Genomic DNA, 13,492 nt, shown 5'->3' on the forward strand with positions numbered 1-13,492 from the left:
CCTCAGGCAGCGGTGGCGACGGGCTCGGAAAGACCGGCCTTGTCGAGGCCCCAGGCTTTGTCCATCGTGCCGGGAACACTGCGGAAGGCCACGTTGATGCGGTTCCATGCATTGATGGCCGCGACGACGAAGGTCAGGTCGGAGATCTCCTTCTCGGAGAGTTGGCCGCGAACGCGCTCGTACACGTCGTCCGGCACGCCCTGCGCCGGGATCTGCGTGAGCGCTTCGGTCCAGGCCAGGCTGGCGCGTTCCCGCGGCGAGAACAGGTTCGACTCGCGCCAGATGGCGATGTGGTGCAGGCGCAGCGGACGCTCGCCGTGGATGACGGCCTGCTTGACGTGCATGTCGACGCAGAACGCACACCCGTTGAGCTGCGAAGCGCGAATGTGGACCAGGTGGCGGATCGATTCCTCGATCGCGCACTTGGCCTCCGCCATGCTGAGTTCCATGAGCTTCCTGGTCAGCTCGGGCGACTGCTGCTGGTAATCGAGACGCTGGGTCATGATGCTTCCTCATTCGGAGTGATGACCCGCCGTAGCCTAGGTCCGCGCGACAGGGACCCGGTAGGTCCGCGCGCGGGATCACCGTGTTGTGCGGGGCGCACCAATCGGCGCGTCACAAATCGCCGGAAGCCCACGTCTATGAGACATGGACCCGATAACCCACACCTATGAATGGCTGCGCAAGCAGCTGTCGACACGACACACGGTCGATGCCGTGTGGGCGGGATTCCTGGATGTGCTCGACGAGTTGCCGGCAGAGGCCCGGCTGGCCTTCCTGATGAGCGACATCTTCGAAGCGAGCATCGACGAAGTGGCCATGCTGCTGCGCAAGGATACCGCGGCGTGCCATGCCCTCGTCGAGCTGGCTCGCGCACACATACAAGCGGCCGGCCCGCGCCGCGCCGCGGAATGAGGATATGCCCATGAGTCACTGTTCATCGTCGTCCGTGGAGACCGTCGATACCCTCGCCACCTCGTTCTCCGCCAGCTATGCCGGCGTGATCGCCTTCATCGCCGTGGTCTCCGAGGGCAGCTTCGCCAGGGCCGCCGACCGCCTCGGCATCGGCCGCTCCGCGGTGAGCCGCAGCGTGCAGAAGCTCGAACAGCAAGTGGGCGCGCGGCTGTTCTCGCGGACCACGCGCAGCACCGCGCTCACGAGGGAAGGCGAGATCTTTTTCGAGAACTGCCACCCTGGGGTGGAACGCATCGCGCAGGCGCTCGACGACATGCGCGAACTTCGCGATGGGCCGCCACGCGGGAAGCTGTGTGTCGGCGCACCCGTGGGTTTCGGCCGCAACGTTGTGGCACCCCTGTTGAAGCGCTTTCGCGAAACGTACCCTGAGATCGCGATCGGATTGGTGCTGGATGACCGGCCCGTCGACTTTACCGCCGACCGCGTGGACGTCTCGTTTCGCAACGGCCGCATGGAAGACAGCCAGGTCATCGCGCGACAGGTCGTTCCCATGCAGATGTTCGTGTGCGCCACGCCGGACTACCTGCGTGCCCATGGCGCCATCGACAGGATCGAGGATCTTGCCGCGCATCGAGCCATCCATTTCCGGCTGGCCTCGGGCCGGGTCGACGAGTGGGAATTCAAGGTAGACGGCAGGCCATACAAGACCCTGCCGCCGGCCATGGACGCCTTCAACGACCCGGACCTGGTGCTGCAGGCGGTGCTGGATGGCAGGGGCGTCGCCCAGCTCGCCGGTTACCAGGTGTGCGCGCACCTGCGGACGGGGCGTCTCGTCGCCTGCCTTCCTCAGTACGCTCCCGACGATCGTGGCCACTACATCTGCTACCAGAGCCGGCAGCAGCTGCCTTCGCGCATCCGCGTGTTCATCGACTTCATGGTGCCCGCCATACGCGCGCTGGACCTCGAATGCGGCAGCAGCCTGCCGATTGGTGCGTCGGCGGCAACACCGTGATCCCGCCCGCGGTCCTACCGGCATCCATGGCTGGCGCCTAGGATCCCATCACGTCTAAACGCAAGATAGGTACGCCATCATGAAACTCCTCGTTATCGGCGGCTCCGGCCTCATCGGAAGCAAAGTCGTGCAGCGCCTGCGCGCAAAGGGCCACGAGGCCATCGCGGCCTCGCCTTCGTCTGGCGTGAACACGCTGACGGGCGAAGGACTGGACGACGCCATGACGGGCGTCGACACGGTCATCGATCTCGCCAATTCCCCATCGTTCGAAGACAAGGCCGTGCTCGACTTCTTCCAGACCTCGGGCCGCCACCTCGTCGCGGCGGAACGGCGTGCGGGTATCGCCCACCACGTGGCCTTGTCCATCGTCGGCACCGACCGCGTCGCGGCCGCGGGCAGCGGCTATATGCGCGCCAAGGTCGCGCAGGAGACGATCGTCCGCGAGTCCGGCGTGCCGTACACCATCATCCATTCCACGCAGTTCTTCGAGTTCCTGGCCGGCATCGCGAAGTCGGCCGCCGGCGGCGACACCATCACGTTGTCCACCGGCTACATCCAGCCCATCGCCTCGGACGACGTGGCCGATGCGGTAGCCAGGATCGCGCTCGGCGAGCCCGCCAACGGCATCGTCGAGATCGCGGGTCCGGACAAGGTGCGCATGTCGGAGCTGGTCGGCCGGTTCCTGACGATCATCAACGATCCGCACCACGTCGTCGGCGACGCCAACGCGCCGTATTTCGGTGCCGTGCTGGCCGATGACAGCTTGTTGCCTGGACCGGACGCGTCGCTGGGCCGGATCGATTTCCATGCCTGGCTGAAGTCGTCCCAGTATGCCGGCTTCGCTTCCGCGGCCTGAATCGCCAGAACCATGGTGAAACCGACGCCACCACCGGTGTCGTTCCTCGACCGGTACGAGGGAGACGATTTCGCTCCCTTGTACACGGGCACCGTGACGGTGACGGGGGGCGAGGCGATGCACGGCCGCGCTTCCGGTGCCGCCCGTTCCAGCGACGGCCATCTGGACGTGACGCTGCGCCTGCCGCCTGAAATGGGCGGTCCCGGTGGGGGAAGCAACCCGGAGCAACTCTTCGCGGCGGGTTTCGCCGCCTGCTTCCACGGCGCGCTGTGCCTGCTGGCGACGCGTGAACGCATCGCCGTTCCGGCCGACGCGGCAGTCACCGCCGCCGTGACCTTCGGCCGCGACCCGGCCGACGGATTGTTCACGCTCGTCGCCCATGTACGCATCGCGCTGCCGGGTGTGGCCCGGCAGGTCGCCGAGGCCCTGGTCCGCAATACCGAGCGCCTGTGTCCCTACGCGAAGATGGCGCGGCAAGGCATCGAATGCGTGGTGCAGTTGGCGGACTGATCGCGTGAAATCATTGCCTGTCACGCCAGGTAACTGATCCTTCATCACATTTCCTTTGGCCCAGCCGCGTGGCCTACTACTCCGCCGTGGCGCATGGGGCTATGATCCGACCCGCGAGTGACCTCGAGGGGAGGATCGCCGTGAGATCCGGGGACGACGTTCCCGGGTCGGGGAAGGGCACATGGGGAAGGTCATCGAGTTTCTCGCGCGCGTCGGGAGCGACGCGTCGTTGCGGCACGGTTCAGCGGATCACGTCGATGCCGCTTCGCGGGATGCCGGCGTCGATGACGATCTTCGTGAAGCGTTCCACGCGAAGGATGGCGATGCCGTCCGGATGCTGCTTGGCCAGCGCGTGTACGTCTTCACGCAGATGCCGATAGGTCCCGACCACGAGGAACAGGAGGATCCGGTCGATGGCGAGGATGAGGATGGGGACGGGGAGCCCGACGGTACGGTCGCCTCCATGCCGCCCACGGGCACGCACCGCTGACGCCGTGAGACGACGTCTGCGCCTCGCGCTCCTGACCCTGGCGGCTTGCCTGCTGGTGTTCGGCGCGGAGGTGCATGCGGCCGGGGAAAATGCCGGAAACCCCTCGTCACCCGAGGCGATCCTCGCCCGTGCCGACGCGATCAAGGCCACCGATTTCGCCGCGTTCGGTCACCTGATCGACGACCTCGCCCGGTTCGAAGCGAAACTCGCGCCTGCCGAGCGGTGGAAGCTGCGCTTCCTTCAAGGCTGGCGCGCCACCTGGACAGGCGATTACGACGTCGGCAGGAAGGCCCTGGAGAACGTGGCGGACAACGCCAACGACAACGTCTTGCGGCTTCGCGCGACCGCGACCCTGATCAACCTGCTCGGCATTGGCCACCGTTATCAGGACGCCTTCATGCGGCTGAACCAGTTGCAGGAGCTGATGCCCTCCATTCGTGACCGGAAAGCACGTTTCCAGGGTCTGGGCGAGGCATCGCAGCTGCTCAGTTCCGCCGGACAGTTCGAACAAGCCGAGGCATATGCCCGCGAGATGATGGAGAACCCGCCACCGGGCGAGACGATCTGCAAAGGGGCACAGCACCTGTTGCGCGCACGCCGTGAAGCCAACCGGCTGGAGACCCTGGACCCGATGTACCTGCGCGCGATCGAAACCTGCGACGCGGCGGGCGACGAAGTGTTCGCCGACAGCATGCGTTCGGATATCGCCGCATACCACCTCGCCCATGGGCGCCCCGCCGAGGCAGTGAAGATCCTCATCGAAACGCGCGACCGGGCGCGCGCGCTGAATTATCCGGCGTTATTGGCGGAATACGATGCCACCCTCGCGCAGGCCTACCTCAAGCTGGGTGACCTGGCCAACGCGCGGCGCTTCGGCCTGTCCGCCGTGGCCGGCTCGATCCGCGATGAATTCACCGACCCGCGCCGGGTGGGTTACGACGTGCTCTACCAGGTGGAGCAGCAACTGGGTAACGCGGCGGCGGCCCTGGCGTACCACGAGAAGTTCATGGCCGCCGACAAGGCGTACCTGGATGACGTGGGCGCGCGCAGCCTGGCCTTCCAGATCGTCGACCAGCAGTTGCTCGCGCGCAAGGCCGAGGTCGAGGCGCTGAACAGACAGAACGAGATTCTCCGCTTGACCGGGGCGCTCGACCGCAAGGAAGTGGAGACGGGCCGCCTGTACATCTTCGTCCTGCTTGCCGGGTTGGGTGCCGTCGTCTGGCTGGTGCTCTGGTTGCGCCGTTCGCAATTGCGTTTCATGAAGCTTGCGCGCCGCGACGGCCTCACCGGCATCTGCAACCGCGAGCATTTCGTCGAGCAGGCGGAGCGCGTGCTGGCTTACGGCGCGCGTTCGGACCGCGGCGCGTGCCTCATTCTTTTCGATCTCGATCACTTCAAGAACGTCAACGACACCTACGGCCACGCCGTCGGTGACGAAGTGCTGAAGCGCGCGGTGGATGTCTGTCGCCGCGCCTTGCATGCCTGCGATGTATTCGGCCGCCTGGGCGGCGAGGAGTTCGCGGTACTGTTGCCCGATTGCAGCCCCGCGCAGGCGCGTGCACGCGCGGAGCAACTAAGGCTGTCGATCGCGGCCACGTCGGCCACCCAGATCCGTCCGAATCTGGTGGTGACGGCGAGCTTCGGCATCGGAGGCACGATGCAGTGCGGTTTCGAGTTGCATCGCCTGCTGGTGGTGGCCGACGCCGCGCTTTACCGGGCCAAGCGCGCCGGCCGCAACTGCGTGTTCATGGGCGACACCGGCGACATTCCCGATTCGCCGTACCTGAGCGAGGCACGCGGCTAGGCAACCCACCCGGTAGAAGAAACCTGCTCGATGAAAACATCTGGTGGGAGAGACCTGGTGGGAGCCGACCTTGTGGGATCAGGATCAGACCTGGTGGGAGCCGACCTTGTCGGCGATCCCGCGGCAGCGGGCCAGGTCGAGGCAAGCACCCATCGCCGCTGAAGCGCCTTCCCACCAGAGCCCTCAATCCATAGAGCTCTTTCAATCCACGGAGCCCTCAACCCAGGAAACCTCCAATCCACCTGGACACTCATTCCATCTGCGACAGACCAAAAAAAAAGGCCGCTTTCGCGGCCTTTTCTTCTAAACCCGTCGCAGCTGGATCAGCGCTGACGAGCCTTGAAACGGGGGTTGCTCTTGCAGATCACGAACACTTTGCCGCGACGGCGAACGACTTTGCAGTCACGGTGACGCGACTTCGCGGACTTCAAAGAGGAAAGCACCTTCACGGCCAGCTCCTGAAACTTTACGGACAAGGAAAAACGGGATTGTAACGATCCGGCCGGTGTTACGCAAGCGCCGGGAAGCATTCGTCTTTCAGCCGAGCCCCAGCTTCGCCCGGGCCTCGCGGACCGTGCGCAGGAAACTCTCCAGCACGGGGGACGTATTGTCTACGCGCGAGGCCACCGCGAGCAACAGGAAGGCTTCCGGATCGTCCACGGGAACGAAGCTGACACCGTCCAGATGGACCGCCCGGAGCGACGCCGGAACCAACGCCACACCGAGCCCGGCGGCCACCAGTGGCAGCAACGACGGGATCTGCTGTGCTTCCTGACGGACGTTGGGACGGAATCCGGCTTTGTTGGCGAGCAGGGTCAGCCGATCGGTCAAGGTGGTGGCGTGGGCGCGTGGCGGGGCGACGAACCGCTCGCCCGCCAGATCCTCCATGCGCAAGGTGGCGTGCCTGGCCAGGCGGTGACGGGCGGGAAGGGCGATCACCAAGGGCTCGTGGTCGATCACCTCCACGTTCAACTGCCGGGCGTTCGCGACGCCCTCGGGGTGCGCCCGCAGCAGGCCCACGTCGATCTGCCCCGAGAGAAGAGCGTCGTACTGGGCGCCGGTGAGCATCTCGCCGAGGTGCAGGCTGACGCCCGCCGCCGCGTGGGAAAATCGCAGCAAGGTCTCGGGCAGTGCGGGGTGGAAGGAGACCGAGACCGCGTAGGCCAACCGAAGCTGCCCGGTGAAGCCTGCCGCGGCTTCCGCCACGACCGTCCTGGCGCTCTCGGCGCGGGAGAGGATCGCCTTGGCCTCGACCAGGAAGATCCGGCCGGGCTCCGTGAGCGCGACGCGTCGCCGGTTCCGGTCGAGCAGGCGGACGCCCAGGTCGGCTTCAAGCGATTGGATTTGCTGGGAAAGCGGCGGCTGGGAAATATGCAGGCGTTGGGCGGCCTGGGTGAAGCTGAGAGTCTCAGCCACCTCGACGAAATAGCGCAGTTGGCGCAGGTCGAACATAGTCGTTTTTCGAATAAGTGAGCGCTGAAAGATATATTGGCCGGAATTTCCTAGGAAATCTATGATTCGTCTCGGCCTACCACCAACCCCTCCCCCTGGGTCGGTAGGTCCCTCGCCTCGCAGCGACGCTAACTACCGGCATTTGGCCTACCTCCCCCCCGAGGCCCATGCTGAGGCGTCTGCTGCGGGGCGACTTTCTTTGTGGCGTTTGGAAGGTTGTAGGGTGTTCGGGAGTAGGCGACGCCTATCGCCGACAGGGTCGGCTCCCACCGGTATCGGGCCAGTCCCCATCGGTACGGGCAGCCCCACCAGCTTGGGGCAGCCCCACACGGTTGGGCCAGTCCCACACAGTTGGGCCAATCCCGCCAGCCTGGCGTTGCCCGGTGGGAGCCGACCCTGTCGGCGATGCTCTCAGAGCTTCGAAGTAAACCCACACCCCGTGCCGGCCTTGATCGCCGCCTCGTCCACGCCCGGTGCCATCTCGATCAGTTCCAGCCCACCGGGGGTCACGTCGAACACCGCCAGGTCGGTGATGATGCGGTCGACCACGCCCTTGCCGGTCAGCGGCAGGGTGCATTCGGTGAGGATCTTCGGCGAACCGTCTTTCGCGGTGTGTTCCATCACCACCACGACGCGTTTCACCCCGGCGACCAGATCCATGGCTCCGCCCATGCCCTTGACCATCTTGCCGGGCACCATCCAGTTGGCGATGTCGCCCTCGCAGGTCACCTGCATGGCCCCGAGGATGGAGATATCCACGTGGCCGCCGCGAATCATCGCGAACGAATCCGCGCTGGAGAAGAACGATGCGCCGGCGCGCGCCGTCACCGTCTGCTTGCCGGCGTTGATCAGGTCGGCGTCCACTTCGTCCTCGGTGGGGAAGGGGCCGATGCCGAGCAGGCCATTTTCGGATTGCAGCCAGACATCGACACCGTCGGGCAGGTGGTTGGCCACGAGCGTGGGCAAGCCGATGCCGAGGTTCACGTAGTCGCCGTCGGAGAGTTCCTGTGCGGCGCGCTGCGCCATCTGTTCACGGGTCCAGGCCATGGTCTTCTCCTTCAGGCGCGCACGGTGCGCTGCTCGATGCGCTTGGACGGCGCGGGATTGTGCACGATGCGATCGACGTAGATGCCCGGCGTGTGGATCTGGTCGGGATCGAGTTCGCCCACTTCGACCATGATCTCGACTTCGGCGATGCAGATCTTGCCGGCGGTGGCGACCATCGGGTTGAAGTTGCGCGCGGTCTTGCGATAGACGAGGTTGCCCGAGGGGTCCGCCTTCCACGCCTTGACCAGCGCCACGTCGGCGACGATCGAACGCTCCATCACATACATGTTGCCGTCGAATTCGCGCACTTCCTTGCCTTCGGCCACCTGGGTGCCGTAGCCGGTGCGGGTGAAGAACGCGGGGATGCCCGCGCCACCGGCCCGCAGCTTCTCGGCGAGCGTGCCCTGAGGGGTGAACTCCACCTCGAGTTCACCGGCCAGGAACTGCCGTTCGAATTCCTTGTTCTCGCCGACATAGGACGAAACCATCTTGCGGATCTGGCGGGTCTGCAACAGCAGGCCCAGGCCGACGCCGTCGATGCCGGCGTTGTTGGAGACCGCGGTGAGGCCGGTGACGCCGGAGTCGCGCAGCGCCTCGATCAGGAGTTCGGGAATACCGCAGAGGCCGAAACCGCCCACCGCGACGGTCTGTCCGTCGGCGACCAGACCGGCCAGTGCCTCACGGGCGGAGGCGACACGTTTGTCGCGCGAGTGCGACTTCACCTGGTTCATGCGTCATCGATTCCATCCGGACGGTCCCGCCGCCGGTTCGCCGCCCATGATAGCCGAGCGCCACGGCCGCCCGTGGTTGCCCTTTGGTCCAATCCCGCGCCGTCCGGCCAGTCTTCATCCACACAGCCGATTCTTGCAAGCATTGGCGCCGTGTACGGCGCTTTGATCGGAAGCCGTTCATCCTCATGTACCTCGAAGCCCCGCGCGCCCGGAGAAACCAACGTGAGCAAACAGAAGATCGGAGTCATCGGCATGGCCGTGATGGGCCGCAACCTCGCCTGGAACATCGAGAGCCGCGGCCATGCGGTGTCCATCTTCAACCGGAGCAAGGAAAAGACCGACGAGGTCATGGCCCAGAGCCAGGGAAAGAAGCTGGTGCCCAGCTTCACCCTGGAGGATTTCGTCGAGTCGTTGGAAAAACCGCGCCGCATCCTGCTCATGGTGCAGGCGGGCAAGGGCACCGACGCCGTGATCGAGCAATTGCGCCCCTTGCTGGACAAGGGCGACATCCTGATCGACGGCGGCAACACGTACTACAAGGACACTGTGCGCCGGGGCGAGGAACTGGCCAAGGACGGATTCCATTTCATCGGCACCGGCGTCTCCGGTGGCGAAGAGGGCGCCTTGAAGGGTCCCTCGATCATGCCCGGCGGTCCGCGCGATGCCTACGACCTGGTCGCCCCGATCCTCACCGAGATCGCGGCCAAGGCACCCGATGGCGAACCTTGCGTCGTCTACATCGGCCCGGGTGGCGCGGGTCACTACGTGAAAATGGTGCACAACGGCATCGAGTACGGCGACATGCAGCTCATCGCGGAAAGCTATGCCGTGCTGAAGCATGTCGTGGGCCTCTCGAACGAGGAACTGGCCGAGGTCTACCGAGACTGGAACGAGGGCGAGCTGGACAGCTTTCTCATCGAGATCACCTCGAAGATCTTCCGCAAGAAAGACGACAAGAGCGGAAAGATGCTGGTGGACATGATCCTCGACCGCGCCGCACAGAAAGGCACCGGCAAGTGGACGAGCCAGAGCGCGCTCGACCTCGGTGTCCCGCTCACCCTGATCACCGAGTCGGTGTTCGCCCGCGTCCTGTCGTCCATGAAGGACGAGCGGGTCGAGGCCAGCAAACGTCTGGCCGGCCCGAAAGTCCAGGCATTCAACGGTGATCGCAAGGCCTTCATCGAGTCGGTGCGGCGCGCCCTCTACATGAGCAAGATCATCTCCTACGCCCAGGGCTTCGCCCAGTTGCGCGCGGCCTCGGACGAGAACCAGTGGAACCTCGACTACGGCGCGATCGCGAAGATCTTTCGTGCCGGCTGCATCATCCGCGCCCGTTTCCTGCAAAAGATCACCGACGCCTACCGGAACGATGGCGGGGTGAAGAACCTCCTGCTCGATCCGTACTTCCGCGACATAGCCCAGGAGTACCAGGCGGCACTGCGCGAGGTGGTGGGTGAGGCGGTGCGCGTGGGCGTGCCGGTTCCCGGCTTCTCCGCGGCCATCGCCTACTACGACAGCTATCGGGCGGAGACCTTGCCGGCCAACCTGATTCAGGCGCAGCGCGATTACTTCGGGGCGCACACCTTCGAGCGCCTGGACGAGAAGGGCAGCTTCCACGCCGAATGGGTGGAATGACGAACTGAACGGTACAGCCCGACCGGTGTTCGCCGGGCCGGGCGCGCTCGGAAGACGCCGATGGCGCGGACCTGTGACGCAGGCCCGCCGCCGGGTGCTGGCGCTGTAGGAACCCTCCCTTTAGAGTTGCCGGATCGGCAGCACACCAGGCGTCGGTGTATCGTGCCGTGTCCAACGAGGGAGTACGTTGTTTCATGTTGAGAAGTTCCCTGATCGGCGCCACGGCGCTGGCGGTAGCGCTTGCCGGATGCTCGACGCTGCCGCAACCGCGCGACGATGGATCGCTCCAGCGCGAAGCGTTGGCCGGTACGGAGAAACCGGTACCCAAGCCCCTGACGGTGGGCACCACCAATCCTCCCGTTCCGGCGGCCACGCAGCCCGACATCACCACGGGCACCGGTGAATTCGTCAAGGCGGTAGGACTGCCCAAGCCGAAGCCCGTGGCGGCGGGTGCGGGCACGGTGACCTTCAACTTCGAGAACCAGCCGGTCGAGTCGGTGGTGAAAGCCATCCTCGGCGACCTGCTGCATGAGAACTATTCGATCGTGCCGGGCGTGCAGGGCAACGTCTCCTTCTCCACCTCGCAGCCGGTGTCGAGCGACCAGGCCTTGCCGATCCTGGAGACCCTGTTGTCCTGGACGGGTAACGCCCTGGTCCGTAGCGGCGACCGCTACGTGGTCATGCCCGCGAAGGATGCCGTGGCGGGCAACCTCGTGCCGAGCATGGGCGCGACCGCACCGCCAGGCGGCCTGCAGGCGCGTCTGTTTCCCCTGCGTTTCATCTCCGCGACCGAGATGCAGAAACTGATCAAGCCGTTCGCGCGCCCGGACGCCACCTTGCTGGCCGATCCCACGCGCAACGTGCTGGTGATGGCGGGCACGCCGAGCGAACTGGAGAACTACCAGCGCACGGTGCAGACCTTCGACGTGGACTGGCTGCGCGGCATGTCGGTGGGCGTTTTCAGCCTGCAACGCGCGGAAGTGAAGGACCTCACGCCGACGCTCGACAAGCTGTTCGGCGAGAAGGGCAACACGCCCATGGCGGGCATGCTTCGCTTCATTCCCATCGAGCGTACCAATTCCCTCGTGGTGATCAGCCCTCAGCCCGTGTACCTCGACGAGGTGAGGAGCTGGATCGATCGCATCGACCGGGGCGGAGGCAACGAGCCACAGCTCTATGTGTACGACGTGCGCAACGTGCAGGCCGCCGATCTCGCCGACTACCTCTCGGACATCTATGGCGGCGGGTCCAGCGGTGGCGGTTCCAGCGATCGTGGCGGCAAGGTGGGACCGGGGCTCAGTTCCGGCACCCTTGGCGGCGACAGCGACCTCGGCAATCGTGGCGGTTCGGGCCTCGGCAGCACGACGGGTGGTTTCGGCAACAGTTCGTCGTCGAATTCCGGGCTGCTCAACACGACGAACAACAGCGGCCTCAACGGGTCATCGTCCGGCATGAGCGGCGGCTCGTCGTTCGGATCGGGCAGCGGCTTCGCCGGCAGCGGGTTCGGTGACGACGACACCTCGTCGCGCCGTCAGCGCAACGGGCCGGTCACGACCGACGAAGGCGTGCGTATCACCTCGGTGGATGCGAACAATCAATTGATGGTGCGCTGCCGCCCGTCGCAGTGGACGGAGATCGAGCAGGCGATCAAGCGCCTGGATGCCGTTCCGCTGCAGGTGCAGATCGAAACGCGCATCCTCGAAGTGGCCTTGACCGGCGATTTCCAGTTCGGCGTGCAGTGGTACCTGGAAGGACTGGTCGGCGGCACCAACGGTTCCGTAGGCCAGCCCGGCAATAAACAGCAATGGGCGCTGGGCAACGGCGGCAACGTCTACAACCCGACGACCGACAGCTTCTTCTACTCGTTCGTCAACAACAACCTCGCGGTCGCGTTGCGAGCGATGGAAACGAGCGGTAACACGAAGACCTTGTCGGCGCCCTCACTGGTGGTCCTGAACAACCAGAAGGCGCATATCCAGGTCGGCGACCAGATTCCCATCACGCAGACCTTCGTCAACACCAACGCCAACTCGGACAATACGATCGGCCAGGTGGAATACAAGGACACCGGCGTGATCCTCAACGTGCGTCCGCGCGTGAACCCGGGCGGCCTGGTCTACATGAACATCAACCAGGTGGTGAGCGCGCCTGGCCAGAAGGACGCGACCACCGGTAACTTCCCGATCCAGCAACGCGAGGTCGCCACGCAGGTGGCCGTGCAGAGCGGGCAGACCGTGTTGCTCGGCGGACTCATCAAGCAGCAGGAAGGCGTGACCGACACCGGCATCCCCGGCCTCAATCGCATTCCGATCTTTGGCCGCCTGTTCGGTCAGACGACCCGCGGCCGCGATCGCACCGAACTCATCGTGCTGATCACGCCTCGTGTCATCAGCAACGGCGAGGAAGCCAAGCAGGTGACGGACGAGTACCAGCGGAAGTTCGAATCGCTGCGTCCCGTGCGCGCCGATGCGAAGCTGGGCAGTGGCGAGCCCGCCACGGTCCTGCCGCTGGGCAAACCCTGAGACAACCCCTCGGCCCGGCTAACGCGCCGGGCCGACCAGTGGCGTGGGGTAGGTGAGCTTCGGCCGATACGGTTGCACCGACACCCCCAGATTCGGCCCCATGCGGTGTTGCAGGCCCGCGGCGTTGTAGAGGCCGAGCGTGTTGGTGGGCCGCCGGCTCACCGCCGCCTCGATGGCGGGTGTCCCGGCCGGCGCCGAGTCTGCCCCCATCAAGCGGCTAAGGCAGGCATAGGAAAGTCCCGCCGACGCCGCATCGGCGGGTTCCACACAGCTCGCGTTCGCCGCGGCGTGCACACCCGGCAGATCCACGACCGATTGCGCCATCGCGCAGGGCGTCGCGACGGTCAGCCCCATGGCGAACATTTGCCGAATACGCATGATGATTCCCTCCGTCTGGCCGTCCACACCAGATAGCACGTAACCGGTTGCACCGGTAGGCGAATCGGGCGGTGTCACGCCACGGTCATTAATCCTGTCATCGAAATAGAGCCGTTGTGTCATTTGGCGCGCCTAGCCTT

At 65.4% G+C, this 13,492-nt stretch carries 14 protein-coding genes; 7 read left to right on the plus strand and 7 right to left on the minus strand.

Features of this window, described 5'->3' with window-relative positions:
* Positions 1–2: 2 nt before the first annotated feature.
* Positions 3–503 (minus strand): carboxymuconolactone decarboxylase family protein, encoded by a 501-nt coding sequence (locus tag QFZ41_RS17900; protein ID WP_429199965.1) that lies wholly within the window; start codon positions 501–503, stop codon positions 3–5.
* Between the two features lie 145 nt (positions 504–648).
* Here QFZ41_RS17900 and QFZ41_RS17905 point away from each other — a divergent pair, with 145 nt between their 5' ends.
* From QFZ41_RS17905 to QFZ41_RS17920, 4 genes are all read left to right on the plus strand, one after another.
* A complete protein-coding gene (locus tag QFZ41_RS17905) occupies positions 649–915 on the plus strand; it encodes a sigma factor-like helix-turn-helix DNA-binding protein (protein ID WP_429199966.1) in 267 nt (88 codons plus the stop codon).
* A gap of 10 nt (positions 916–925) precedes the next feature.
* Positions 926–1,927 (plus strand): LysR family transcriptional regulator, encoded by a 1,002-nt coding sequence (locus tag QFZ41_RS17910; protein WP_429199967.1) that lies wholly within the window; start codon positions 926–928, stop codon positions 1,925–1,927.
* 79 nt (positions 1,928–2,006) lie between these two features.
* Positions 2,007–2,783, plus strand: a complete 777-nt coding sequence (locus QFZ41_RS17915; RefSeq protein ID WP_429199968.1) for an SDR family oxidoreductase — start codon at positions 2,007–2,009, stop codon at positions 2,781–2,783.
* A gap of 12 nt (positions 2,784–2,795) precedes the next feature.
* Complete coding sequence (locus tag QFZ41_RS17920) at positions 2,796–3,293, plus strand: Ohr family peroxiredoxin (protein WP_429199969.1); 498 nt, start codon at positions 2,796–2,798, stop codon at positions 3,291–3,293.
* 241 nt (positions 3,294–3,534) lie between these two features.
* Here QFZ41_RS17920 and QFZ41_RS17925 read toward each other — a convergent pair whose 3' ends face one another.
* Positions 3,535–3,777, minus strand: coding sequence for a hypothetical protein (locus QFZ41_RS17925; RefSeq protein WP_429199970.1), 243 nt, complete (start codon positions 3,775–3,777; stop codon positions 3,535–3,537).
* Positions 3,778–3,787: 10 nt separating this feature from the next.
* Between QFZ41_RS17925 and QFZ41_RS17930 the strand changes: the two genes are divergently transcribed.
* Complete coding sequence (locus QFZ41_RS17930; protein ID WP_429199971.1) at positions 3,788–5,587, plus strand: GGDEF domain-containing protein; 1,800 nt, start codon at positions 3,788–3,790, stop codon at positions 5,585–5,587.
* Positions 5,588–5,910: 323 nt separating this feature from the next.
* Here the strand turns inward: QFZ41_RS17930 and ykgO are convergent, their stop codons facing one another.
* The 4 genes from ykgO to QFZ41_RS17950 form a co-directional block, all read right to left on the minus strand.
* A complete protein-coding gene (gene ykgO, locus QFZ41_RS17935; RefSeq protein ID WP_029213509.1) occupies positions 5,911–6,036 on the minus strand; it encodes a type B 50S ribosomal protein L36 in 126 nt (41 codons plus the stop codon).
* Positions 6,037–6,124: 88 nt separating this feature from the next.
* Positions 6,125–7,039: a LysR substrate-binding domain-containing protein gene (locus tag QFZ41_RS17940; protein WP_429199972.1), complete on the minus strand. Its 915-nt coding sequence runs from the start codon at positions 7,037–7,039 to the stop codon at positions 6,125–6,127.
* A gap of 411 nt (positions 7,040–7,450) precedes the next feature.
* The gene (locus tag QFZ41_RS17945) at positions 7,451–8,086 is read right to left on the minus strand and encodes a 3-oxoacid CoA-transferase subunit B (protein ID WP_429199973.1); all 636 of its coding nucleotides are present in this window, start codon (positions 8,084–8,086) and stop codon (positions 7,451–7,453) included.
* An 11-nt stretch (positions 8,087–8,097) separates the two neighbouring features.
* A complete protein-coding gene (locus QFZ41_RS17950) occupies positions 8,098–8,817 on the minus strand; it encodes a CoA transferase subunit A (RefSeq protein WP_429199974.1) in 720 nt (239 codons plus the stop codon).
* A gap of 222 nt (positions 8,818–9,039) precedes the next feature.
* Here QFZ41_RS17950 and gndA point away from each other — a divergent pair, with 222 nt between their 5' ends.
* Both gndA and gspD read left to right on the plus strand, forming a co-directional pair.
* The gene (gndA, locus tag QFZ41_RS17955; RefSeq protein WP_429199975.1) at positions 9,040–10,452 is read left to right on the plus strand and encodes an NADP-dependent phosphogluconate dehydrogenase; all 1,413 of its coding nucleotides are present in this window, start codon (positions 9,040–9,042) and stop codon (positions 10,450–10,452) included.
* A gap of 194 nt (positions 10,453–10,646) precedes the next feature.
* Positions 10,647–12,974 carry a type II secretion system secretin GspD gene (gene gspD, locus QFZ41_RS17960; protein WP_429199976.1) on the plus strand — a complete coding sequence of 776 codons (2,328 nt, stop codon included), beginning with the start codon at positions 10,647–10,649 and terminating at the stop codon, positions 12,972–12,974.
* Between the two features lie 18 nt (positions 12,975–12,992).
* Here the strand turns inward: gspD and QFZ41_RS17965 are convergent, their stop codons facing one another.
* Positions 12,993–13,475 (minus strand): hypothetical protein, encoded by a 483-nt coding sequence (locus QFZ41_RS17965; protein WP_429199977.1) that lies wholly within the window; start codon positions 13,473–13,475, stop codon positions 12,993–12,995.
* Between the last annotated feature and the right edge of the window lie 17 nt (positions 13,476–13,492).

Source organism: Luteibacter sp. W1I16 (assembly GCF_050434905.1).
Taxonomy (GTDB): Bacteria; Pseudomonadota; Gammaproteobacteria; order Xanthomonadales; family Rhodanobacteraceae; genus Luteibacter.